Genomic DNA, 24292 nt, shown 5'->3' with positions numbered 1-24292 from the left:
GCAGGAGAAAATCATGGCCGCTTTGGACCAGACCCAAGTCAAGGAAGGTGTTGACCAGGAAACCGTGGATGCGGTGGCCGAGGTCAGCACATATAAATACGGCTGGGAAACCGATATCGAGATGGAATATGCCCCCAAGGGCCTGACCACCGATATCGTTCGCCTGATCTCGGAAAAGAACGAAGAGCCCGAGTGGATGCTGAACTGGCGGCTTGAGGCCTATGATCGCTGGCTGCAAAAAGAAGAGCCGACCTGGGCCATGGTCGACTACCCGGAAATCGATTTCCAGGACCAGTATTACTATGCCCGCCCCAAATCCATGGAAGTGAAGCCCAAATCCCTGGACGAGGTAGACCCCAAGCTGCTGGATACTTACAAAAAGCTTGGTATCCCATTGAAAGAGCAGATGATCCTTGCTGGTGTTGAGGGGGCCGAAGACATGCCCGCCGAGGGTCGTAAGGTTGCTGTTGATGCGGTGTTTGACTCCGTTTCCGTTGGCACCACCTTCCAGGCAGAGCTGAAAAAGGCCGGCGTGATCTTTTGCTCCATCTCAGAGGCGATCAGGGAACACCCAGAGCTGGTAAAGAAATACCTCGGCACCGTGGTTCCGGTTTCCGATAACTTCTATGCGACGCTGAACTCTGCTGTGTTCTCGGATGGCTCTTTTGTCTATATCCCACCGGGTGTGCGCTGCCCAATGGAGCTGAGCACCTATTTCCGTATCAATGCGGAAAACACTGGCCAGTTTGAACGCACCCTGATCATCGCCGACAAGGGGTCGTACGTGAGCTACCTTGAAGGCTGCACTGCACCTGCGCGTGATATCGCCCAGCTGCACGCAGCTGTGGTCGAGATCATCATCGAAGAAGATGCCGAGGTGAAATATTCCACCGTGCAGAACTGGTATCCCGGTGATGAGAACGGCAAGGGTGGCATCTACAACTTTGTTACCAAACGTGCCGACTGTCGGGGTGATCGCGCTAAAATCATGTGGACCCAGGTCGAAACCGGTTCTGCCGTAACCTGGAAGTATCCATCCTGCATCCTGCGCGGGGCTGAAAGCCAAGGCGAGTTCTATTCGATCGCCATTGCCAATAATATGCAGCAGGCCGATACCGGCACCAAGATGGTGCACCTGGGCAAAAACACCAAATCACGGATCGTTTCCAAAGGCATCTCTGCCGGCAAGGCGCAGAACACCTATCGGGGGCTGGTCTCCATGCATCCCAAGGCGAAAAACAGCCGCAACTTTACCCAATGTGACAGCTTGTTGATCGGCGACAAATGTGGGGCCCACACAGTGCCTTATATCGAGGTGAAGAATAACTCATCTCGGGTCGAGCACGAGGCGACAACCTCCAAAGTGGATGACGAGCAGCTGTTCTACTGCCGCCAGCGTGGCATCGGCGAAGAAGATGCGGTGGCCCTGGTGGTCAACGGATTCTGCAAGGACGTGCTGCAAGCGCTGCCAATGGAGTTCGCCATGGAAGCCCAGCAACTGGTCGCTATCTCGCTGGAAGGGTCTGTGGGCTGATGCAGCAGGTGCTCAGTATATTGATTTCAGGACTGATCTTCTGGGCGCTTTACAGCTTTGCCCAGACCGGTGAGTTCTCGGTTGATGCACTGCGTGCCCACTCCATGACTGCCATCATCTTTGTTTTAGCTTTTGGGCTTGTGAAAGCAGCAATAGCCTTTGCTCGGAGGAACGATAAATGATCGTTACAACCACCCCTTCCGTCGAAGGCTACCAGATTGCCGAATACAAAGGAATCGTCGTGGGCGAGGCCATCATGGGCGCCAATGTGGTGCGTGATGTCTTTGCCTCGATCACCGATATCGTCGGCGGTCGTTCTGGTGCCTATGAAGGCAAACTGCAGGACGCGCGTGAAACCGCGCTGGCAGAACTGGAAGAGCGCGCCCGTGAAAAGGGCGCCAATGCCGTCGTCGGCGTGGACCTTGATTATGAGGTCGTTGGTAATTCGATGTTGATGGTTTCCGCCAGCGGCACGGCCGTTGTGATTGGATAGAAATTCGCCCCCGTAAGGGGGCTTGAAATAACGCGGGCCCGGTGCCCACCAGATATGTAAACGAGGAAAAAATGCTCGAAATCAAAAACCTGCACGTCAAACTTGAAGACGAAGACAAGCAGATCCTAAAGGGTCTCGACCTCAAGGTGGAGGCCGGTAAGGTGCATGCTATCATGGGGCCAAACGGTTCTGGAAAATCGACACTGTCTTATGTTCTGTCCGGTCGTGATGGCTATGAAGTCACCGAGGGTAGCGCCACGCTGGACGGTGAGGACCTGTTGGAGCTGGACCCAGAAGAGCGCGCGGCATTGGGTGTGTTCTTGGCGTTTCAATACCCGGTGGAAATTCCCGGTGTTGGCAATATGACCTTCCTGCGCACCGCGGTAAATTCACAGCGCAAAGCGCGCGGCGAAGAAGAAATGTCGGCAGCCGAATTCCTGAAAATGGTGCGTGCGAAGGCCAAGGAATTGAAGATCGACGCGGATATGTTGAAACGTCCGGTCAATGTTGGCTTCTCCGGTGGCGAGAAAAAGCGGAATGAAATTCTGCAGATGGCCATGCTTGAGCCGAAGATGTGCATTCTGGATGAAACAGACTCCGGTCTGGATGTCGATGCGATGAAACTGGTCGCCGATGGCGTCAACGCCCTGCGTGACGAGGGCCGTGGCTTCCTAGTGATCACTCACTATCAGCGCCTGCTGGACCACATCAAACCCGATGTCGTGCACATTCTGGCCAATGGTCGCATCGTCAAGACCGGCGGCCCGGAACTGGCACTCGAAGTCGAAAACAACGGCTATGCCGGCATCTTGGCAGAGGTTGCATAAGATGGCATTGGCAGATGTGAAACAAACCGCAACCGAGGCGCGGCTCGCTGCGCTGACCCTGCCCGAAGGCGGCTGCCTCGAGACAGCGCGTCATGCAGCCCTGTCGCGGGTCCAGACCATGGGTCTGCCTGGTCGGCGAGACGAGTATTGGAAATACACCCGGCCCGATACACTGACCGCAGCTGAGGTGAGCAAGGCCACTGTCTTTGCGACCGATGAAGAGCCAATGTTCAATGAATTTGACCGTTTGCGGGTCGTTTTTGTGGATGGTGTCTTTGATCCAGAAGCCTCTGATGATCTGAGCCTTGAAGGTGTCACGATTGACCGGATCGCAGATATCTGCGGCAAGGACATCCATTGGGCCAAGGATCTTTATGGCGTGCTTGAGGCGCGTGGTCAAAACCCGGTGGAACGCCCTCTGGCGGCGCTCAACACTGCCTTTGCACAGGATGGTGTTGCCATCCATGTGACTGGGAAGCCTTCGAAGCCGATCAACTTGGTCTATGTGCATTCGGATGAAATGTCCGATGCCATTCTGCACCACGTGATCCGGGTCGAATCTGGTGCCGAAGTCACCATTTTGGAAAACGGCCCAGCTGCCTCGCGGTTCAACAAATGTATGGAGATCGATGTCGCCGACACCGGCAAATTGCATCTGGTACGTGCACAGGGGCGCGACCACGAACGCCGCGCGGCCACGCATATGTTCGCGCGTCTCGGCACGGAATCGGTGTTCAAAAGCTTCACGCTGACCGTCAACGGTGTTCTGACCCGGAACGAGGCTGTGATCGAGCTACTGGGTGATGACGCCATTGCCCATATTGCAGGCGCTTGCGTCGGAGATGGTGATTTCCATCACGATGACACGGTGTTCATCACTCATGATGCGGTCAATTGCGAAAGCCGTCAGGTGTTCAAAAAGGTGCTGCGCAATGGCGCCACTGGTGTTTTTCAGGGCAAGATCCTGGTCAAAGAGGGCGCGCAGAAAACCGATGGCTATCAGATCAGCCAATCGCTTTTGCTGGATGACGACAGCCAGTTCCTCGCCAAGCCCGAGCTTGAGATCTACGCCGATGACGTGATCTGCTCGCATGGCTCCACCACTGGTGCAATTGACGAAGAAGCCCTGTTCTATCTGCGTTCGCGCGGGGTCCCGACAGGCGAGGCGACGGATCTTTTGACCCTGGCCTTTCTGGCAGAGGCTGTGGACGAGGTCGAAGACCCCGAAATCGCCGCCTCCATCGTTGCCCGCCTCGAAGGCTGGCTGTCGCGGCGTCGCTAATGCCTGTCACTCAGGATATCATTGCGACCTATCGGGGGCCGCGCCGCGTCGTTGCGCGGCTCCTGGCAATGGGACAACGCGAAGACCGTCTGCTTGCCATCGTGATGGCTGGCTGTTCTTTGATGTTCGTCTCTCGCATGCCCAGTTTGGCTCGTGAGGCGCATCTGACCGGGCAGGAGCAGAACATGCTGATGGGCGGTGCCTTGTTGGGGATCATCTTCATCGCCCCGCTAGCGCTTTATAGCCTTGCTTGGATCTTTCACCTGCTGGCCCGTGCAGCGCGCGGTACCGGTGACAGCTATGCTGCCCGGCTGGTTCTGTTCTGGTCCTTTTTGGCAGCCAGCCCACTGATGTTGCTGAATGGTCTAGTTGCCGGAATGGTCGGGCCAGGACCTGGTCTGACATTGGTCGGGGGGCTTTGGGCCGCGGTGTTTTTCTGGTTTTGGAGCGCAGGAATGTATCAGGCCTATTGGGGTAAGCCGCAGGTGACCGCATGAGGTTTTTGTGGTCTTTCCTGGTGTTGACCCTGCGCCAGCCAGGCGTTGCCGCCCGCAACATCCTGTTGCGTCAATGGCCGTCTGAGGCGGTCTGGACTGGGCTGTTTCTGGCGATAACCCTTAACACCTTCTCCTATACTCTGCTGAACTACTGGTATCCGCTGGTAGATGAGCTGTCATTCTTGAACTTTTCGACCGGGACCTATCTCGGAATATCCGCGTTGATGAGCCTTGGCTTTGCAGCGACGCTTTCGATTGGCGGACGTTTTCTTGGCGGCACTGGTCGGTTCATGCCGATGCTGACATTGCTGGTCTGGCTGCAACTGGTCCAGATGGTGGTGCAGACGATGCTGATTGCTGTGACGGTTCTGTCACCTGCGCTTGGCAGCTTGCTCAGCCTGATCGCCAATGTCTTTTTGTTCTTTGTCTTGTTGAACTTTGTCAATGAAGCGCATGGCTTTGCCTCCCTTTGGCGGGCTCTTGCGGTGGTTGTCATGGCGACCATTCTGGTGTTCTTTGCCATGATCTTTGTCGTTGGCCTGATCGGCCCTGATACCATTGGACTGCCTGAAAATGTATGATTTAGAAAAAATCCGTGGCGACTTTCCCATCCTGTCCCGGCAGGTCAATGGCAAGCCGCTGACCTATCTGGACAATGGCGCCTCTGCTCAGAAGCCCAATGTGGTCATTGAGGCAATCAATCAAGCCTATTCGCATGAGTATTCCAATGTTCACAGGGGCTTGCACTACCTTTCGAACCTTGCGACCGAGAAATACGAAGGCGTGCGTGGGACCATTGCCAAGTTCCTGAATGCCGCCAGCGAAGACAGTATTGTGCTTAACTCCGGCACCACAGAGGGCATCAATATGGTGGCCTACAGCTGGGCAATGCCGCGCTTGGAGGCAGGAGATGAAATCCTGCTGTCGGTGATGGAACACCATGCCAATATTGTACCTTGGCATTTCCTGCGTGAACGCCAGGGTGTGATTTTGAAATGGGTGGATACCGCACTCGACGGTAGCCTTGACCCTCAGGCGGTGATCGATGCTATCGGGCCGAAAACCAAACTGGTGGCGATTACCCAATGTTCCAATGTGTTGGGAACCGTCGTCGATGTAAAAACCATCACGGCTGGTGCTCACGCAAAGGGCGTTCCGGTTCTGGTGGATGGGTCGCAAAGTGCCGTTCACATGCCGGTTGATGTGCAGGACATCGGGTGCGATTTCTTCGCAATCACCGGACACAAGCTCTACGGGCCTTCAGGATCCGGGGCAATCTATGTGCATCCCGACCGCATGGCTGAGATGCGGCCCTTTCTTGGGGGCGGTGATATGATCAAGGAAGTCACCAAGGACGCCGTGGTCTATAATGACCCTCCGATGAAATTTGAGGCCGGTACACCGGGCATCGTACAGACCATCGGTTTTGGCGTTGCATTGGATTACATGATGTCTCTGGGTATGGAAAACATTGCCGCCCATGAGGCTGGGCTGCGCGACTATGCAGGTGCCAAGTTCGCTGGTCTAAATTGGTTGAATGTTCAAGGTCAAGCTTCTGGGAAGGCAGCAATTTTTAGCTTCACCATGGAAGGCGCAGCGCATGCCCATGACATCTCGACCATATTGGACAAGAAAGGTGTCGCCGTTCGCGCTGGCCACCATTGTGCCGGGCCTTTGATGGAACATCTTGGTGTTTCTGCAACCTGCCGGGCTTCCTTTGGGCTTTATAACACCAAAGCGGAAATCGACACGTTGATCGACGCACTTGAGTTGGCGCATGATCTCTTTGCGTAAATCTGTGGATCAGTTGACAGTGAAACGTTGAAAACAAAGAGGGAGAGCAAAATTGGCTCTCCCTCTTGTCTTTTTCTCAACAGTTTAAGCGCCGAGGTGGATGTTGAATTTCCCCCGGATAGCCAGATCAAGTTCCGGGTCGAACCGGGCGGCGGAGCGTTCTGACAGGATCTTCTCTTTTCGGGTTTTGGCTTTTTGCAGCAGGTCAGGCTTGTCCATTTCCGCCCATTCCTTGGGAGAGGTGCGGTCGCCAAGGGTCGGATAGACATAGTCCGCTTGCATACGACCCAGGGTTTGTTCGGTGCCAAGGTAATGCCCGGTTCCGCCGAGACAAACTTCGGCGATCTGGTCTAGCGCCAGGGTTTCGTCGGTCACTTCGATCCCGCGAACGCAGCGCAGGGCCTGACCAATAAGATCATCGCCCAGGATCAGGGATTCATGACAGAAACCCAACAGAGACGCATGCATGCCTGCGGCTTCATAGACCATGTTCAGACCGGATAACCCGGCCATGACGTTGGAACACATCTGCTCCCATCCAGCCTGCATGTCCGGGAGTTTGGAGTCACTAGCCCCGGCGGCGGCACCGCCTGGCAATCCATAGAATTTGTGCATCTGGGCGCAGCCGGCCGTCAGGAGAGCCTGTTCTCCGGATCCCATGGTCATGGCCCCGGTACGCAGATCAAGGCCGAAGGGCCAGGTGCCAACAATTGCCGGTGCACCTGGCTTGACCGCATTGACATAGACCAGTCCCGCCAGACATTCGGCAACGGCCTGGGTGATGGCGCCGGCAATGGTAGAGGGTGCCGTGGCACCCGCCATTCCTGCCGACAGCAGCAGAACCGGCATCCCGTGCTTGATGCACTCTTCCATGACCTCGCAGCTTTCAGTGGCGAATTTCATCGGCGGCACAACGAAACAGTTGGAATTTGAAACGAACGGACGTTCGCGCCATTTATCCTCACCACCGGCGATCATGTGCAGCATTTCAACAGCAGGCGCCACAAAGCCCGGCTCAGTGAACGAGACGCCAATGTGTTTGGTGGTGCCAGAGGTGGTCGCATAGATCGAATTCAGATCCATCTCCAGATTGTCGGCAATATCGCGGCAGACCATGGGCCGTTGCACAAAGTGGATATTGTCCAGCTGGTTGCAGATCCTTGCGGCGTCATGCAGGTCCTGCACCGTGGAATCGCGGTAATTGCGGCCCTCGACATCAACCATATGAACAGCAGCACCAGCGGTGCCATAGTGAACCCGGTTGCCGGATAGCTCCAGGTCGTGCTTGCCATCGCGACTGCATAGGGTGATGGAACGGTTTGCCTTGGTGAGCATGTCCTCGACCAGGGCTCGTGGAAAGCGGATCCGGCCATCGTCGCCCTGGATACAGCCAGCCTTGGTCAGGTATTCCACCCCGCTTGGGGGCGCATCAGCCAGACCTATCTGTTCCAGCGCGTCGAGAGCGGCGCGGTGGATGCGTTCCATCCCGTCCTGAGTCAGAGGTTTTAAGGTGCCGCCATCCATGCCGGGGCGAATAGGGCGTAGGTGTTCAGGAAGGGCTGAGGAACGTGCTGCGCGACGAGCCGCGCGGCCGCCGCTGCGCAGGGCACGGGCGGGGGAGCCGGATTGATCGGTCATTGGGGTATCCTAACTACGGAAAGGTGGTCTTCAGAAGGTTTAGTCGAACGCTTTGCCGGGGCGGCCCCGGGCGGCACGCCCTCTGGCGGCACCGATGGTACGCCAGATCAGACTGATCACGCTTCTTTCTGCCGACATATCGGACCCCATAGTTTGGACCTCCAGCTTTGCAGTTTTAAGGACCGATTCTAGCGTGTTTGCGACCTGTGATGAAAAAAGCGGTATCTTTTTCACACCAAATCCTCATCCCTTTGTACTGAGCTAAGGGGAACAGATTGGAAATATTACAAAATATGTAGTCAAATTAGACCTATAGGGGGTGCAGCCAGGGCTGGCAGAAAAAAACCTCAGCGGACACAGTGGCAGATCAAAACCTTAAGCTTTTCAGTCGAGACTAAGGGCCTAAGGGTGTCGCGCTTGGAATGGCGCAAAAACAGGGCAAGAGAACATGCCAAACGCCAAATTTCGAAATCAGGTCAGAGCTGTTTTTGCCGGGGGATTCATTGTCGCCGCGACGGCAGGTGCAGCCATCTGCGGGGACTGGACGTCGGCCAGTGTTACTATCACGAGACCGGATCAACCTACGTCGGCGACAGGGATCACTCAGTTAGGTCAGGGAGGATTTCAAATCGACGCCAACCGGGATTACGGGGCACTGGTTGTTGGAGGATCGTTTAGCCAGCGCGGGGCTGCAAACAGAGTGGGAATTCCGATGATGTCAGAGGCCGATCGGGTTGATCTGCGTGCGGGATATGATTTTGGGCGCAGCCTGGGTTATGTCATCTTGGGATCACATGAAGGTACGAGCCGACAGGGGGAAACTGATGGCGAGACTGTCGGGATAGGCCTGCGGGTGTCGATCAACCGGGCGCTGCAGTTGACGGGAGAGTTTTTGCATCACTCATTCTCAGAACATGAAGTTCAAGACCGGCAGCGGGTGGAAACTATTTCGGTTCGCGCTGCCTTTCGCTTTTGATTTGTGCTCAAGTTCCAGAACTCAGACGACGATTCCTGGTATCGACTAGGCTTGCCTGAAACCGAATTGGCCCGATACCGAAATAGGTCTGATACCGAATAGGCTTGGATGCGTTTAAAAGAGATGCTATGCCTCTTTTTATGACCCAGAACTGCACCCTGATTATTTGCTGTATTCGCTGCTGATACTTTCAGCGGGCCAGTTTCTGTCGTTTTCTTCACCTTGACAAGTTGCTATGCCCGCGCTGCGCGCCTGCATATTTATACCCGTCCAAGGAGCTGTCATGACGACGATCAAACTGCACAACACCAAGAGCCGCAAAAAGACGGAGTTCGTCCCGATTGATGCAGAAAATGTGCGGATGTATGTCTGTGGGCCGACAGTGTACGACCGGGCCCACTTGGGCAATGCCCGTCCGGTGGTGGTGTTTGATGTTCTGTACCGTCTGCTGCGAGAAGTCTACGGCGCGGATCATGTGACCTATGTACGCAATTTCACTGATGTCGACGACAAGATCAACGCCCGTGCCGCGCAGACTGGGCGCTCGATCGGCGAGATTACCGATGAGACCATCCAGTGGTTTCTCGATGATATGGGCGCGCTTGGCGCTCTGGAGCCGAATGCAATGCCGCGTGCGACGCAGTTCATTCCGCAGATGGTGGCGATGATCTCGGATCTGATCTCCAAAGGGCATGCCTATGCCGCAGAAGGACATGTTTTGTTTGCGGTCGACAGTTGGCGCGAAGGCTATGGCAAACTGTCAGGTCGGTCGGTGGACGACATGATCGCGGGCGCCCGGGTCGAGGTGGCCCCCTACAAGAAAAACCCGATGGACTTTGTGCTTTGGAAACCCTCGAATGACAGCCAGCCCGGCTGGGACAGCCCTTGGGGGCGTGGACGCCCCGGCTGGCATATTGAATGTTCAGCGATGTCCTACGAGCTGCTGGGGGAGACGTTTGATATCCACGGCGGCGGCAATGACCTGATGTTCCCGCATCATGAAAACGAAATCGCGCAAAGCTGCTGCGCGCATGGCGATGACAGTTTTGCAAAATATTGGCTGCACAACGAGATGCTACAGGTCGAGGGGAAAAAGATGTCCAAATCCCTGGGCAATTTTTTCACAGTGCATGATTTGTTGGACCAAGGGGTGCCTGGAGAGGTGATCCGCTTTGTCTTTTTGCAGACACATTACCGCAAGCCAATGGACTGGACTGAAAAGAAGGCCAAAGAGGCCGAGGCGACGCTGCGCAAGTGGCGAGCACTGACAGCGGGCATCGAGCCCGCAGACAGCGCTGCTGCCGCGGTTCTGGACGCACTGGCGGATGACTTAAATACCGCAGGTGCACTTGCAGAGATGCATAAATTGGCAGCCGCCAGCGATGCGCCTAGACTCCTGGCCTCGGCGCGGCTGCTTGGTTTGTTGAGCGACAATCTGGGCGACTGGGCAGAAGTGCCGGAGGTCGATCTTTCGACCTATGAGACACAGTTGCTCAAAGCCCGCGAGCAGGCGATGGCGAGCAAGGATTTTGCCGAAGTAGACCGCCTGAAGACTGCCTTTGTTGCGGCAGGGCTAGAGGTGCGCATGAGCAAGGCCGGGGTGGAACTGGTTCCGGGGGCTGGCTTTGATCCGGTCAAGCTGGAGGGGCTGGAATGAACAAAGAGCGGCTGTATCTATACGACACCACCCTGCGTGACGGTCAGCAAACACAGGGTGTGCAATTCGCCACTGAAGAAAAAAAGCAGATCGCCGAGGCGGTTGATACCTTGGGTATTGACTACATAGAAGGGGGCTGGCCTGGCGCCAATCCAACAGACAGCGCGTTTTTTGACCAAGCCCCAAAGACCCGTGCCACTCTGACCGCCTTTGGTATGACCAAACGGGCAGGGCGGTCGGCCGAAAACGATGATGTCCTTGCGGCGGTGATGAATGCTGGGACCTCGGCGGTCTGTCTGGTCGGCAAAAGCCATGACTACCACGTCACCCATGCGCTGGGGATCTCTCTCGAGGAAAACCTCGACAACATTCGTGCCTCTGTTGCGCATATTGTGGCCCAGGGGCGCGAGGCGCTCTATGACGCTGAGCATTTCTTTGACGGCTACAAGGATAACCCAGACTATGCGCTGGCAGCTTGCCGTGTGGCATTGGAGGCCGGCGCGCGCTGGGTGGTTCTGTGCGACACCAATGGTGGCGCGCTGCCGCATGAAGTCTATCGCATCGTCAGTGAAGTTTGCGCCGCGGGTATCCCGGGGGCTAACCTTGGTATTCACACGCATAATGACACCGAAAACGCGGTTGCTTGTTCTTTGGCTGCGGTAGAGGCTGGCGCACGGCAAATCCAAGGGACTTTGAATGGGTTGGGGGAACGCTGCGGAAATGCCAATCTGACCAGCCTGATCCCGACTTTGCTGTTGAAGGAACCCTATGCCAGTCAGTTCGAAACTGGTGTCAGTGAGACGGCGTTGTCCGGCCTGACCAAGCTCAGCCGGATGCTGGATGATATTCTGAATAGGGTTCCGATGAAGCAAGCGCCCTATGTGGGGGCTTCGGCTTTTGCCCATAAGGCGGGGCTGCATGCCAGTGCGATCCTGAAAGATCCTACCACCTATGAACATATTGCCCCCGAACAGGTGGGAAATGAACGTATTATTCCGATGTCCAATCAGGCCGGGCAGTCGAACCTGCGCAAGCGGCTCAAGGATGCGGGGCTGTTTGTTGAAAAAGGCGACCCTGCCTTGGCGCGGATCCTGGATCGGATCAAAGAGCGCGAGGCCGAAGGCTACTCCTACGACACGGCACAGGCTTCGTTTGAGCTGCTGGCCCGCAGCGAGCTTGGTCAATGTCCTGATTTTTTTGAGGTCAAACGCTATAAGGTTACGGTCGAGCGGCGTAAGAACAAGTACAACCGGATGGTCAGCTTGTCGGAGGCGGTTGTTGTCGTCAAAGTTGACGGAGAAAAACGTCTGTCCGTCAGTGAATCCATGGATGAAACCGGAAATGACCGCGGCCCGGTCAACGCATTGGCCAAGGCGCTGGGTAAGGATCTGGGGCGCTATTCCGACACCATCAACGACATGCGGTTGGTGGATTTCAAGGTGCGCATCACCCAGGGCGGCACCGAAGCTGTCACCCGCGTGATCATCGACAGCGAAGACAGCAAGGGACGTCGTTGGTCCACGGTTGGCGTCAGCGCCAACATAATTGACGCCTCCTTTGATGCCTTGCTCGATGCGATGCGCTGGAAGCTGATCCGCGACAGCGGAGAGGCGCAGTGACCCGAAAGGTGCTGCGTACAGCCCTGATCTCTCTCGGGATAACGGTATTTGTGCCTTTCGGCTTGATCGCCTCGCAGTCTCCGCAGGGAGTTCTGGCCACTGGCAAGACGCTGGATTTTAAGCAGATTCTAGCTAGGAACCCGGCAGAGGCCCCAGCGTCTACACCTGCAGCGCATTCGGTACTGATGCGGGATGGCTACGGCTTGCAGGTGCGCAATTTTGACACTGGGCCGGGGCCATTGATCATCTTGCTGCATGGCTCCGGCTGGAACGGCCTGCAATTCATGGAGCTGGCTCCACGTCTTGCTGGGAACGTGGTGGTACCTGATCTTCGCGGCCACGGGGCTTTGCCGGGGCGGCGGGGCGACGTCAACTACATCGGCCAGCTGGAGGACGATCTGGCAGATCTGATCACGGCCAAGGCCAAACCAGGGCAACAGGTGGTTCTGTTGGGGCATTCCTCTGGTGGCGGCCTGGCAGTTCGATTCGCTGGAGGAGAACATGGGAATTTAGTCGACAAGGCAGTGCTTTTGGCACCGTTCATAAAGTATGATGCCGCGACTGTGCGGCCAAACTCCGGTGGCTGGGCGAGGCCACTGACGCGCCGGCTAATCGGCCTGACTATGTTGAACGGGGTTGGCATTTCTGCCCTCAATCATTTGACCGCCATTGAATTCAACATGCCGCAAGCTGTTCTTGAGGGGCCATTGGGAGACCTTGCAACCACCTCCTATAGCTATCGCATGAACAGGTCGTTTTCGCCCCGCGCGGATTACGGCAGGGATGTCGCCGCTCTTCCGGAATTCCTGCTTGTGGTCGGTAGCGAGGACGAAGCCTTTGTTGCAGAGGCCTTTGAACCAGTGATGCAGGCGTTGACCGATAAGGGTAGCTATAAAACTATTGCAGGTGTCGGTCATCTTGATCTGGTGGATAATGCGGCGACGCTGAAGGCCATAAAGGGGTTTTTGGATGATCTTTGACGACGACCTCACAAGCTGCGCCGAATTGGTTCAACAGGCCGACCCGGATCGGTTTTTGGCTACAATGGCTACCCCTGTTGCTGCGCGTCCGCTCCTGTTTGCGCTCTATGCTTTCAATATCGAGCTTTCCCGCGCCCCCTGGGCTAGCCAGGAAAGTATGATAGCTGAGATGCGGGTGCAGTGGTGGCGTGATATCGGGGCCGAAATCCAACAGGGTGGCCCGGTGCGCCGCCATAATGTTTCAACGCCTTTGGGGCGGCTGCTGAAGCCAGAATTAGCCATCAATATTGATGTCATGGCAGAGGCACGGCGCTGGGATATCTACCGGGATCCCTTTGCTGATGAGGCGGCGTTCGCCAAATACATTGATGATACCAGCGGCAGTCTGATGTGGATGGCAGCGGCGTCCTTGGGCGAGGCCGATGAAGCCATCGTGCGAAGATTTGCCTATGGTGTTGGTATCGCCAATTGGTTGCTGGCCATTCCAGCCCTTGAGGCGCAAAAACGTGTGCCGCTTTTGGATGGTACAGCAAAGGGCGTTCAGAAACTGGCCCGGCATGGGCTGGCTGAACTCACAGCGGCACAAAAAGCGCGACATCTGGTTTCAAAAGAAGCTTCAGCCGCCCTATTGGCAGGGTGGCAAGCCAGGGGCATTCTGAAACAGGCCAGCCAGAACCCCGAACGCGTCGCGAATGGTAGTTTGGGGCAAAGCGAATTTCGCCGTAGAACGGGCCTGATATGGCGCTCCGCATCGGGGCGCTGGTAGCTATTCGGTGTCACATAGGCTTTCATCATCTGATATGAAAAAGGCGCCGCATTGGGCGCCTTTTTTTGATTTGGGATCTCGAAAATGTCAGACTTCCTTCGGGCGCAGTGCCAACCAGAGAAGTGCGCCCCCGGCTAGAACCAGAAAGGGCGCCATGGCCATGTTCACAGCATTCCATCCCTCGACTGGATTGCCGCCAGAACAATTCATCAAGCCGCCGGAAGCCAGCGAGGCCATGGTGACACCGCCAAAGACCAACAGGTCGTTGAGGCCCTGCATCCGGCCGCGCTCTTCGGGCTCATGGGCGCCAGCCAGCATTGTCGTGGCCCCGATGAAGCCAAAGTTCCAGCCAACGCCAAGAAGCACCAGCGCGATGAAGAAGTTATCTAGATCAACCCCCTGAAGCGCCACAACCCCGGCGCCCGCCAGAATGAACAAACCAGCGGCAACGATCTTTTGCACCCCGAAACGGGCGATCAGATGACCGGTGAAAAAGGAGGGAACATACATAGCCAGAACATGGCTGGTGACGATGTCTGCGGCATTGCCTTCGGTAAACCCACAGCCCACGACCGCCAGCGGCGTCGAGGTCATCACCAGGTTCATCAGTGCATAGGACACCATGGCGCAGATCACGGCGACCGCAATCGTGGGCGTCTTCAACAGCTCCATTCGGCTACGGCCCTTGGGCAGGTCCGCGCGCGGGGCCGGTGGCTTGGGAATATTCAGAAACAGGAACAACCCGGACCCAACTACGTTGATGGCGATCACCGCTAGGTAGGTTCCGAGAAAGGGAATGACAAAAACCTGGCTTGTCGCCTTGACGATTTGTGGGCCAATGATCGCCGACAACAGCCCGCCCGCCATCACATAGGAAATCGCTTTGGGGCGGTATGCCTCTGAGGCGGTATCGGCGGCGGCAAAGCGATAGAAGCCATGCGCGCTCATGTAGACGCCGGTCAGAAGGCTGCCGAGCAGAAAAATCGGAAAGGAGCCGAGATACAGGCCATAGGCACCAATGATGCCGCCCATGGCTCCAAATCCGGCACCTGTCATAAAACCAACCCTGCGGCCAAAGCGTTGCATGATCGACGAAATAGGTGTCGCTGCCAGCATCGAGCCCGCCACAATCAACGAGATTGGCAATGTCGCAAAGCAGGGGTTGGAGGCTAGGGACTGACCCGCGAGGCCGCCAATGATAAAGATCATCGGCATCTGCGCGCCGAGGAAAGCCTGGGCCAAAACCAGGATGGCTACGTTTTTCTTGGCGACGCTGTCGCTCGGGGTGGTCATGCTAACTGTCATGTGGGATGCCTATCCGCCTAGGTCCAAGGGAACAAGCCGCAAGCGCATCACGAATAGTGTCGGTTGAGAAAGATAACGGGTTAAGGAAAAGTAACGTGACGTCAATTGTTTTGGACTGTGCGCCTGCGGCTGGGCGAATTATTCGGTCGGACGCCTGCGTAAGCGAAGGTGCTGACTGGCTTGCCAATCACGACGATCGCTTCGCACAGGCACTGGACCTTTGCGGCCCTCTGCCGCTTCGGCGCAAACCGGATGGGTTCGCAGAGCTGCTTAGCGCGATTGTCAGCCAGCAGGTGAGTGTCGCCTCAGCACGGGCGATCTGGCAGCGCCTACAGGATGCGGGGCTAACCTGCGAGGTAGCCGTTTTAGCCAAAACAGAAGAAGAGCTGCGCGGCATTGGCCTGAGCCGGCAAAAGGCGAAATATGCCCGTGCGCTGGCTGGCGCTGGTATTTATTTCAATGCGTTACGCGATGCTCCTACAGAGAATGTGATCAAAACCTTGACGCAGGTTTCCGGCATCGGTGTCTGGACCGCAGAGATCTACGCGATGTTTTCTTTGGGGCGCGCCGATGTCTTTGCCCCAGGAGATCTTGCCCTGCAGGAGGCCGCGCGGGTTCTGTTTGCGCTAGAAGAGCGCCCAAAGGAACGCGCCCTGCGCGAGATGGCAAAAGACTGGTCGCCCTGGCGATCGGTTGCGGCCCGCATTCTCTGGGCCTATTACCATGTGGCAAAGGACAGGGAAGGGATCCGATGACACGCGTACTGAATGCCGAGCGCAAAGAGCCGCTCTCTGGGGTGACCCGATCAATTGTGGTGTTTCTGCACGGCTATGGCGCCAATGGCGCTGATCTGTTGGGTCTGGCGGATCCACTGTCGGAGCATCTGCCAGACACGCTGTTTGTAGCGCCCGACGCACCAGAAAACTGCGCTGGCGCCCCTATGGGGTTTCAGTGGTTTCCGATCCCCTGGATTGATGGTTCTTCCGAAGAAGAAAGCATGCGGGGCATGAACGCTGCCGTCGAAGACCTAAACGCCTTTCTTGATGCGCTGATGGTGGATGAAGACGTGCTGCCGGAACAGGTCGTTCTGTTTGGATTCTCGCAGGGAACAATGATGAGCCTGCATGTCGCCCCCCGGCGTGAGGATGCGGTTGCAGGGATCGTGGCCTTTTCCGGCCGATTGCTGTCGCCTGACACCTTTAAGGATGAAGTGATAAGCCGGATGCCGGTGCTTCTGGTGCATGGTGACGCCGATGATGTGGTGCCACCGCAGTCGCTGCCAGAAGCAGCCGAAACCCTAGGTGAAGCCGGGTTTCAGGATGTGTTTGCCCATGTCATGAAGGGCACAGGTCACGGTATTGCCCCGGACGGCCTAAGTGTGTCGCTGGCCTTTATGCGGGATAAACTCGGCCTGTAAGGTGCTGAATTTCTTGCTGGAGTGTCGCTGTGGCACTCCAGTTTTTCTATAGGAATTGCCACCAGTAGGCCGTGTATTTCAAAACATGTTTCAGTGTTTTTTCGTCTTGGCCCGAGGCTTTCGGGGCTTTGGCTTTTGCACGGTCTTTGCTTGTTTTACCGAAACAGATTTTGTTTCCTCGACATTCCCTTGGACCTGGTTTCGGGCGTGGCTTCGATCCTGCGGCGCAACCGTCTTACGCGCGATTGCGCGTCGGTTTGGTAGCTGAGAGGGCTTTGCCCGCGCCGGAACTTTTGGAACTTCCAGATCATCCCAGCTACCCTGCGTGAGTCCATCCAAGGTCCAGGCGCCGATGCTGTAGCGGATCAGGCGCAGGGTGGGAAACCCTACTACAGCTGTCATCCGCCGCACCTGACGGTTCTTGCCCTCGCGCAGTGTCAAAGAGATCCAACTGGTTGGGATCGACTTGCGGTCGCGAATAGGGGGCGTGCGGGCCCATAGCCCCTCTGGCTCTTCCATCAGCTTTGCCTGTGCAGGGCGGGTCATGCCGTCTTTCAGCTCTACCCCTTTGCACAGGGCTGCAATTGCTGCGGCGTCCGGCGTACCTTCGACCTGGACCCAATAGGTCTTGGCCATCTTATGCTGCGGGTCACTGATCCAGGCCTGCAACCTGCCAGTATCTGTCAACAGCATCAGCCCCTCGCTGTCGCGATCCAGACGTCCGGCCGCATAGACGCCGGGACAGTCGATAAAGTCGCTGAGCGTTTTACGCGGCCCTCCTTGGTTGCCGGTGTCAGTAAACTGAGGCAACACATCAAAGGGTTTGTTAAAGCGGATAAGACGGGGCATGGCGTCGCAATAGGCGGGCTGGGCGCAGCTTGCAAGACCTGCACTTCCTGCCATGATCGTATTTCAATCAACCCATTATTGTACCGCGTCATGGCGTTGTCATAAGAGCAGGCTATCCAGCTCGCGAAATATGGTGGTTGGCTGGGGCTTGTCAGACGTAAACCACGATATATAGTAAAGTTATGCTGGGGCGGGTTCCCCGCTCTGGTGCCGAGAACGGGCAGACAGGGTGAGGAAGACGTAGCATCATGGATGGCGATTTCAGAACTGATTTTGTAAGGGATCCAGCAGCGTTGAAGCAGCATCCCGCGCTGGTGCTCAATGCGGATTACCGGCCTCTCTCCTATTATCCGCTGTCGCTCTGGAGCTGGCAGGACGCGGTCAAGGCCGCCTGGCTGGATCGGGTGGATATTCTGGCGGAATATGACGAAGTGGTTCATAGCCCCAGTACAGTAATCCGAATACCTTCGGTAGTTGTACTGAAAGACTATGTAAAACCTCAAAAGCGCGTGGCCTTCACGCGCTTTAATTTGTTTTTGAGGGATGAATTTTGCTGTCAGTACTGCGGCGCACGCGGTGATCTGACCTTTGATCACGTGGTGCCACGCGCGGCCGGTGGTATTACAAGCTGGGAAAATGTGGTCGCGGCCTGTTCGCCTTGCAATCTGAAAAAGGGCTCAAAATCGCTGCATACGCTCGGCATGTCATTGCGCAAGCCTCCGCGTCAACCGGGCGCCGATGAGTTGCGCAATACAGGCCGCAAATTTCCGCCCAACCATCTGCACGACAGCTGGATGGATTTTCTGTATTGGGACACCGAGCTTGACGCCTGAAGCCATTGACTAAAAATGATAATGCGCAGATTTATCTGCGCGTTATCCTGTTTTTCAGAGCTGTGTTCAGGCTTTGGAGCGTTCAAGCATACCAAACAGATCACGCGGATCATCGGGGTCTGCCAGCATGTCCAGCTCGATGAAGAATTCGGTGTCCTTGATGCGATCACGGATGTAACGCAGGGCACTGAAGTCTTCGATCGCAAAACCGACACTGTCAAACAGGGTGATCTGTTTGTCATCGCGCCGACCTTGTTTCGCGCCGGTGATCACTTCCCAGAATTCGGTAACGGCAAAATCTTCTGGCATCTGCTGGATCTCACCTTCGATGCGGGTCTGAGGGGGGAACTCCACAAAGACATCAGACCGGTTCAGGATGCCTGCAGCCAATTCCGTCTTGCCCGGACAGTCGCCCCCGATGGCGTTGATGTGCACGCCGGCGCCGACCATATTGTCGGTTAGGATTGTGGCGTTTTGCTTGTCGGCGGTACAGGTGGTCAGGATCTGTGCACCCTCGATCGCCTCCTCGGGAGAGCTACAGCGAATAACTTCGATACCGGCGCGCCCTAGGTTGCGGGCGCATTTTTCGGTGGCGGCTGGATCCTTGTCAAACAGGCGCACGGTTTTCAAACCGCAGATCGCCTTCATTGCCAATGTCTGAAACTCGGACTGTGCGCCGTTTCCGATCATCGCCATTGTATGGGACCCCTTTGGTGCCAGATACTTGGCAACCATTGCTGATGTCGCAGCTGTGCGCAGAGCCGTCAGCATGGTCATTTCTGTCAAGAGCACCGGATAGCCCGTATAGACATCTGCCAACAGGCCAAAAGCGGTAACCGTTTGCAGCCCTTCCGAGGTATTTTTGGGATGACCGTTGACGTATTTGAAGCCGTAGGCCTCACCATCCGAGGTTGGCATCAGCTCGATCACGCCGACCTCTGAGTGGCTGGCCACGCGCGGGGTTTTATCAAACAGCTCCCAGCGTTTGAAATCGTCTTCAACATAGCTGGCCAGATCGCGCAGCATGGTTTCAATACCAATGTTGTGCACCAGACGCATCATGTTGTCGACGCTGACAAAGGGGACAAGCGCCTTGTGGGAAGGAGTGGTCATAGCATGGTCCTTTCGCGGGGGCTTAGGTGGATCCCGGCCAGCATGCAGCGCACCGATCCTCCCGCCGTTTCAAGTGTTGGAATGGAAATGGGCAGCAGTCGTGCCGATTGTTCAATTGCTGCGACCTGCGTCGGCGTCAGAGCGTCCAGCGCGCGCGCCGAGAGTGCCAGAAGACGATCGTTGCCTGTCAGCTCAAAGCAGTTACCGGCAAAATTGGCGATCTGATCTTGGCTAAGGTCAATAACGTTGCGACCGGTTTCCTCAAGCCGCTTTGCAATTTCGCCGCGACGTGAAGGGTCTGTGATCATAGAAAGGCATATCAGTGCAAACTCTGTGCCGATGCCCATCAAAACGTTGCTGTGGTAGATGTCTCGGCCATTGGCGTCGCGCGCTTCAAAAGCCATTGGTTCATAGTTGAAATGGGTACAGAAGCGTTCCAGAAGAACCGGATCGGCACGGTTGGATTTAACCGTATAGGCGATGCGACCAATGTGGTCGAGCACCATGGCTCCGGTTCCCTCCAACGCCAGCCCGTCCTCTTCGAGGCCGGAATAGTCAATCACATCCTGAACCCGGTAGCGTTGTTTCAGGGTTTCAATGACATCCCAGCGGCGCTCCTGACGACGGTTGGAGGCAAACATTGGGAAGATGGCAATATGGCCCCCGGCGTGGGTCGAAAACCAGTTGTTGGGGAACACACTGTCCGGGGTGTCCTGCGTTTCATCGTCAAACACATGCACCGTGACCCCAGCAGTGCGCAACTGGGTGACGGCGGTGTTAAATTCCTTCAGTGCAAGGTTGCGGACCTGTTCCGGCTGACTGGTTGCGGTCTGAAAGGCATTGTCTGCCTGGGTGTCCGGGTTTGAGCGAAAATGATGTGGCCGGATCATGACCACGGCCCTTGGGGCCTGCAGGATGCTCAATTGTAGCTCCGGGTTGGGCGGTCAAACACCCGACGCCCCAATGCCGACGCACAAAGATCCACCATCAGATGCGCAGTGCGACCGCGTTCATCCAGAAATGGGTTCAGCTCAACCAAATCCAGCGAGGTCATCAAACCTGAATCATGCAACATTTCACAGACCAGATGACCTTCGCGCACTGTGGCGCCACCGGGAACGGTGGTGCCGACAGCCGGGGCGACGGACGGGTCGAGAAAATCCACATCCAGCGAGACATGCAGTAAGCCATTGGCAGCAGCGACGCGCTCCAGAAAACGCGCCAAAGGACCTGCGATACCGTTTTCATCAATGTCGCGCATGTCATGACGGTGGATAGCACTGCCTTCGAGCGCTAGCCGCTCTGGGGTGTCAACAGACCGCAGGCCGATCATGCAGACGTTTTCCTCCGGAACGGGGTGCGCAACCTCTGGAAAGCCGTCAAAACCGCTGCGGCCTGTGAAATATCCAACAGGTGTACCGTGCAGATTTCCACTGTCTGATGTATGCGGCGTATGAAAATCCGTATGCGCATCTAGCCAGAGAACAAAGAGAGGGCGGTCCACCGAGGCGGCATAATTGGCAACGCCCACGACCGATCCAAGCGAGAGCGAGTGATCGCCACCCAGAAAAACCGGCAGGCCCTGAGACATGGCTTTTTTAGCCGCTTGCGACAGGGATTGGGTCCAGCCAATGGTCTGATGACGCGCATAGACCGGGCTGTCATCCTGGTCCTCGGGGTGGTGGGCAGCGGTGAGGTTGCCCAGATCTTCGATCTTATGGCCCAAACCGGCTAGAGCCTGTGCCAGCCCCGCCGTGCGAAAGGCATCCGGCCCCATCAAACAGCCGGCGCGGCGCTTGCCGCTGTCAACAGGGGCCCCGATGAGGATACAATTCTTTACGGTCACGGTGAGCCTCTCCAGAAATGCGCATTATGATGGTGTCTTTAAAAGCTCCGATATGGGGTGGTTGAAACCATCCAATTTGCCCGTTATGTAGGTGCACTATACAAATTGGAGGGTTTTGTGGACAAAACGGACGAACGGCTCATCGCAGCGCTGCGGCATAATGCACGCGCCAGCCTGTCTGATCTTGCGCTGCAGCTGGATCTATCGCGCACGACAGTCCGCGCCCGGATTGAACGGTTGCAGCTAAAGGGGGACATCCTCGGATTTACTGTTGTGCTGAAAGAAGATGCCCTACGGGATCCGGTCCGCGGCTTGATGATGATCGGCATCGAAGGGCGTGGTGCCAGCCGCATAACCCGCCAATTGCAGGGCCTGCCAGAGGTGCGCGCTATTCACACCACCAATGGCCGCTGGGATCTTATCGTTGAGCTGGGGACCGAAACACTGGAAACACTGGATGCAGCTCTTGCCAAGATCCGGACCTTTGACGGGATTGTCAGCAGCGAGACGAACCTATTGCTGGCAACCAAGAAAGACAGTTAATCTGTTTCAGGTCCTGCTGCGGGCTGCAACTATCCAGATGCAGGCTAGGCCAAGCGAGGCGACCGCGTTCCAGCCTGCCATTGATATGCCAAGCATTTCCCATGGGATTTCGTCGCACCGAACCAGAGGCGCGCCCATGATCTGCTCCATCAGCTGCTCCGGTGTCAGGTTCCCGATGGGGCCGGAGGTGCAGGTGGTCGGTCCCTCCCAAAAACCACGTTCAACACCGCTGTGATAGACCCCGATCCCGGCGGTCGACAGAGCCGCCAATGCCCCGAGATAAGCCAGAGGCACGAGATAGGGCAGGGTGACGCCTGGAAGAAGTAGTACCAGCAAACCAAGGCCCGCTGCCGAAATATGAGGGTAGCGCTGCCAGTAGCACATTTTACAGGGTGGCATTTCGCCAATGTACTGAAACCCGAGTGCGCCTGCCATCATCGCCGCAGATCCAGCTGCTGCGACCAGGATCAAAATCCGCTGCATTTTCAAAGATACCTCACCACCAGAAAGCCGCCAAACAGGAGCACTACAAACACGGTAAAGACAAGTCCCAAACGCTGTTCAATAAAATCACGAATTGGTGCGCCAAAGGCTTTCAGAAGCCCGGCCACGATAAAGAAACGAAGGGATCTGGCCAGGATCGAGGTCGCAACGAAGGTCATCAGCGGCATACCTGTCCAGCCGGACATGATGGTAATGACCTTGTAAGGAAACGGAGTGATCCCCGCGCCAAGCACAGCCCAGAAACCGAAATCGTTGAATTTACTATTGAACTCAGCGATGGCGTCCCCTTTACCCATAGCCTCTAGGATTGGCTGCCCTAGGCTTTCGTAGAAAAAGGCGCCGATGGCATATCCGAGCATCCCCCCTGCAACCGATGCCACGAGAGCCACGAGAGCAATCAGCCAGGCACGCGAGGGGCGTGCCAGGATCATCGGGATCATCAGCACATCTGGCGGGATCGGAAAAACAGAACTTTCTACAAAGGAAACCGCTGCCAGCCACCACAGAGCATGGGGATGATCCGCCAGGGACATGGTTCTGTCATAGAGCCTTCGAAGCATTCGGGTTCACCTGATTGACAAGAGATCTTCAGGGCCTCGCATGCAAGACGGAACAGGTCAACAAGGTCGTGGTGCAACAAGAGGAATGTTGCTGAGGACGTTTGTCAATTTCTCCGGTCATGACCGATGTTTCTTCTAGACCTTCCGTAGCGGCTTAGATCGGAAAAAGGGCGTTGCCCAAGTGGCGGATTGGTAGATCAAGGGCAAGTAACCCCAAGTAGCTGGACCGCAACACCTGCCCGAAGGTGCAAAATCCCCTCTCATGCACATATCTTACTCTATGAAACAGAAAGATAATCTACGTATCTTGGTGTAAGAAGTTGATTTCATCTGCGGGAAAGACCCCTCGGCGCAGGTCACGGCTTAAAGTGACACGGGACACATCTCTACGTCACCGCTCAGGTCATCGCCAGTGCCGTTGATCAGGAACACTGCAGGCCATTTGAAGCCATGTGCCTGATAGGCAATCATAGCGTCGATCTCTCCCTCAAAGATTGAGATGCGCTTTCGCTTCCCGGATCCGCAAGCCCGCAGACAATGGCATGCTGACATCAGTTGACTATGAAGCAGGACAAAAGGGCATGACCCAAGCTGGATTCTCGGAAACTAGAGGCAGCTCAGACCAGTCAGACATACCGTCGGTCCTTCACTGCCGAAGACGTGGAAAACCGTCGAAGAAAAAACACCACGGTAATGGGTTGACCCCCAACGAAACGCCACCTAAACCAGCGCTCAGTGCCTCTCTGGTGGAATGGTAGACACGAGAGATTCAAAATCTCTTGCTCGCAAGGGCGTCCCGGTTCGAGTCCGGGGAGAGGCACCACATTCAAGGGAAAATTTAACATGAATGTGGTGCCTCCTAAGGAGACCGCACGGCTTGCCGAGTCGTTCAACTCCAAGCACCGCGACGCCCAACGTCTGGGGCGCACCGCTAAGGAAATTACTGCGGAGATCGGTGAAAAACTGATCGGGAAGCGCGTGAGTAAGCCAAAAGGTGGTTTGCTGGGCAGGATACTCTTCGCTGACCACATTAAGCCCCAACACACATATCACCGCCTGCCTCGTCGATAACCTATCACAACGGTGCGCTAAGCTACCGCCGACCGACGCCGGAGGCCATAAACTCATTGGACTACAGACAGACCATGCTCGAATTTTCAACTTGGACCGGCTTTGTTGCACAAATCGGTTTCTGAGGGGACTTCCCCTTTCCCCGGACGGAATTATCCTACGGGCTCGGTAACGGGTATGCCAAGAGC

At 56.1% G+C, this 24292-nt stretch carries 25 protein-coding genes and 1 tRNA gene; 18 read left to right on the top strand and 8 right to left on the bottom strand.

Translation table 11 applies throughout. From position 1 onward, the window contains the following. Nucleotides 1–13: 13 nt before the first annotated feature. From sufB to PH5382_RS11140, 8 genes are all read left to right on the top strand, one after another. Nucleotides 14–1534: a Fe-S cluster assembly protein SufB gene (gene sufB, locus PH5382_RS11175; RefSeq protein ID WP_058334470.1), complete on the top strand. Its 1521-nt coding sequence runs from the start codon at nt 14–16 to the stop codon at nt 1532–1534. Further along, complete coding sequence (locus tag PH5382_RS11170) at nt 1534–1716, top strand: hypothetical protein (protein WP_058334469.1); 183 nt, start codon at nt 1534–1536, stop codon at nt 1714–1716. Before sufB ends, PH5382_RS11170 begins: the two co-directional genes overlap by 1 nt. After that, entirely contained in the window at nt 1713–2027 is a 315-nt protein-coding gene (locus tag PH5382_RS11165; protein ID WP_058334468.1) for a heavy metal-binding domain-containing protein, read from the top strand. Before PH5382_RS11170 ends, PH5382_RS11165 begins: the two co-directional genes overlap by 4 nt. A gap of 71 nt (nt 2028–2098) precedes the next feature. Beyond that, on the top strand, nt 2099–2854 hold the full coding sequence (gene sufC, locus PH5382_RS11160) for a Fe-S cluster assembly ATPase SufC (protein WP_058334467.1): 756 nt from the start codon (nt 2099–2101) through the stop codon (nt 2852–2854). Nucleotide 2855: 1 nt separating this feature from the next. Then, a complete protein-coding gene (locus tag PH5382_RS11155; RefSeq protein WP_058334466.1) occupies nt 2856–4136 on the top strand; it encodes a SufB/SufD family protein in 1281 nt (426 codons plus the stop codon). After that, nucleotides 4136–4633: a hypothetical protein gene (locus PH5382_RS11150; protein WP_058334465.1), complete on the top strand. Its 498-nt coding sequence runs from the start codon at nt 4136–4138 to the stop codon at nt 4631–4633. The genes PH5382_RS11155 and PH5382_RS11150 overlap by 1 nt, the downstream gene beginning before the upstream one ends. Next, nucleotides 4630–5214 (top strand): Yip1 family protein, encoded by a 585-nt coding sequence (locus PH5382_RS11145; RefSeq protein ID WP_058334464.1) that lies wholly within the window; start codon nt 4630–4632, stop codon nt 5212–5214. Before PH5382_RS11150 ends, PH5382_RS11145 begins: the two co-directional genes overlap by 4 nt. Beyond that, nucleotides 5207–6427: a cysteine desulfurase gene (locus PH5382_RS11140; protein ID WP_058334463.1), complete on the top strand. Its 1221-nt coding sequence runs from the start codon at nt 5207–5209 to the stop codon at nt 6425–6427. Before PH5382_RS11145 ends, PH5382_RS11140 begins: the two co-directional genes overlap by 8 nt. A gap of 84 nt (nt 6428–6511) precedes the next feature. Here the strand turns inward: PH5382_RS11140 and PH5382_RS11135 are convergent, their stop codons facing one another. Next, on the bottom strand, nt 6512–8065 hold the full coding sequence (locus PH5382_RS11135; protein WP_058334462.1) for a trimethylamine methyltransferase family protein: 1554 nt from the start codon (nt 8063–8065) through the stop codon (nt 6512–6514). A 448-nt stretch (nt 8066–8513) separates the two neighbouring features. On the opposite strand from PH5382_RS11135, the gene PH5382_RS19745 reads away from it, so the two are divergent. From PH5382_RS19745 to PH5382_RS11105, 5 genes are all read left to right on the top strand, one after another. Next, nucleotides 8514–9041, top strand: a complete 528-nt coding sequence (locus PH5382_RS19745) for a hypothetical protein (protein ID WP_156414889.1) — start codon at nt 8514–8516, stop codon at nt 9039–9041. A gap of 283 nt (nt 9042–9324) precedes the next feature. Further along, a complete protein-coding gene (gene cysS / locus PH5382_RS11120; protein WP_058334459.1) occupies nt 9325–10698 on the top strand; it encodes a cysteine--tRNA ligase in 1374 nt (457 codons plus the stop codon). Then, nucleotides 10695–12317: a citramalate synthase gene (cimA, locus tag PH5382_RS11115; protein WP_058334458.1), complete on the top strand. Its 1623-nt coding sequence runs from the start codon at nt 10695–10697 to the stop codon at nt 12315–12317. The genes cysS and cimA overlap by 4 nt, the downstream gene beginning before the upstream one ends. After that, nucleotides 12314–13297 (top strand): alpha/beta hydrolase, encoded by a 984-nt coding sequence (locus PH5382_RS11110; protein WP_197410039.1) that lies wholly within the window; start codon nt 12314–12316, stop codon nt 13295–13297. Before cimA ends, PH5382_RS11110 begins: the two co-directional genes overlap by 4 nt. Beyond that, nucleotides 13287–14063 (top strand): squalene/phytoene synthase family protein, encoded by a 777-nt coding sequence (locus tag PH5382_RS11105; protein ID WP_058334457.1) that lies wholly within the window; start codon nt 13287–13289, stop codon nt 14061–14063. The genes PH5382_RS11110 and PH5382_RS11105 overlap by 11 nt, the downstream gene beginning before the upstream one ends. 87 nt (nt 14064–14150) lie before the next feature. Here PH5382_RS11105 and PH5382_RS11100 read toward each other — a convergent pair whose 3' ends face one another. Beyond that, nucleotides 14151–15368, bottom strand: a complete 1218-nt coding sequence (locus tag PH5382_RS11100; RefSeq protein WP_058334456.1) for an MFS transporter — start codon at nt 15366–15368, stop codon at nt 14151–14153. A 95-nt stretch (nt 15369–15463) separates the two neighbouring features. Between PH5382_RS11100 and PH5382_RS11095 the strand changes: the two genes are divergently transcribed. Next, nucleotides 15464–16123, top strand: a complete 660-nt coding sequence (locus tag PH5382_RS11095) for a DNA-3-methyladenine glycosylase family protein (RefSeq protein ID WP_231751855.1) — start codon at nt 15464–15466, stop codon at nt 16121–16123. Then, nucleotides 16120–16785 (top strand): alpha/beta hydrolase, encoded by a 666-nt coding sequence (locus PH5382_RS11090; protein WP_058334455.1) that lies wholly within the window; start codon nt 16120–16122, stop codon nt 16783–16785. Before PH5382_RS11095 ends, PH5382_RS11090 begins: the two co-directional genes overlap by 4 nt. A gap of 90 nt (nt 16786–16875) precedes the next feature. Here the strand turns inward: PH5382_RS11090 and PH5382_RS11085 are convergent, their stop codons facing one another. Further along, nucleotides 16876–17634, bottom strand: a complete 759-nt coding sequence (locus tag PH5382_RS11085; RefSeq protein WP_058334586.1) for a pseudouridine synthase — start codon at nt 17632–17634, stop codon at nt 16876–16878. Between the two features lie 248 nt (nt 17635–17882). On the opposite strand from PH5382_RS11085, the gene PH5382_RS11080 reads away from it, so the two are divergent. Further along, a complete protein-coding gene (locus PH5382_RS11080) occupies nt 17883–18467 on the top strand; it encodes an HNH endonuclease (protein ID WP_058334454.1) in 585 nt (194 codons plus the stop codon). Between the two features lie 66 nt (nt 18468–18533). Here PH5382_RS11080 and PH5382_RS11075 read toward each other — a convergent pair whose 3' ends face one another. From PH5382_RS11075 to rocF, 3 genes are read right to left on the bottom strand one after another with little or no spacing between them, the layout of a single operon-like run. After that, complete coding sequence (locus PH5382_RS11075; protein WP_058334453.1) at nt 18534–19580, bottom strand: ornithine cyclodeaminase; 1047 nt, start codon at nt 19578–19580, stop codon at nt 18534–18536. Next, entirely contained in the window at nt 19577–20503 is a 927-nt protein-coding gene (gene ctlX, locus PH5382_RS11070; protein WP_058334452.1) for a citrulline utilization hydrolase CtlX, read from the bottom strand. Before ctlX ends, PH5382_RS11075 begins: the two co-directional genes overlap by 4 nt. Next, a complete protein-coding gene (gene rocF / locus PH5382_RS11065) occupies nt 20500–21426 on the bottom strand; it encodes an arginase (RefSeq protein WP_058334451.1) in 927 nt (308 codons plus the stop codon). Before rocF ends, ctlX begins: the two co-directional genes overlap by 4 nt. 117 nt (nt 21427–21543) lie before the next feature. Here rocF and PH5382_RS11060 point away from each other — a divergent pair, with 117 nt between their 5' ends. Next, nucleotides 21544–21969: an Lrp/AsnC family transcriptional regulator gene (locus tag PH5382_RS11060; RefSeq protein ID WP_058334585.1), complete on the top strand. Its 426-nt coding sequence runs from the start codon at nt 21544–21546 to the stop codon at nt 21967–21969. Nucleotides 21970–21975: 6 nt separating this feature from the next. On the opposite strand, the gene PH5382_RS11055 is transcribed toward PH5382_RS11060, so the two are convergent. Continuing rightward, nucleotides 21976–22452, bottom strand: a complete 477-nt coding sequence (locus tag PH5382_RS11055; protein ID WP_058334450.1) for a disulfide bond formation protein B — start codon at nt 22450–22452, stop codon at nt 21976–21978. 2 nt (nt 22453–22454) lie between these two features. Next, a complete protein-coding gene (locus PH5382_RS11050; RefSeq protein WP_058334449.1) occupies nt 22455–23033 on the bottom strand; it encodes a YqaA family protein in 579 nt (192 codons plus the stop codon). 737 nt (nt 23034–23770) lie between these two features. Between PH5382_RS11050 and PH5382_RS11045 the strand changes: the two genes are divergently transcribed. After that, nucleotides 23771–23856 (top strand) — tRNA-Leu (locus PH5382_RS11045). The last annotated feature ends 436 nt before the right edge of the window (nt 23857–24292 follow it).

Source organism: Phaeobacter sp. CECT 5382, from assembly GCF_001457775.1.
Classification (GTDB): Bacteria; Pseudomonadota; Alphaproteobacteria; order Rhodobacterales; family Rhodobacteraceae; genus Pseudophaeobacter.
This window is presented reverse-complemented; position numbering and strand designations above follow the sequence as displayed.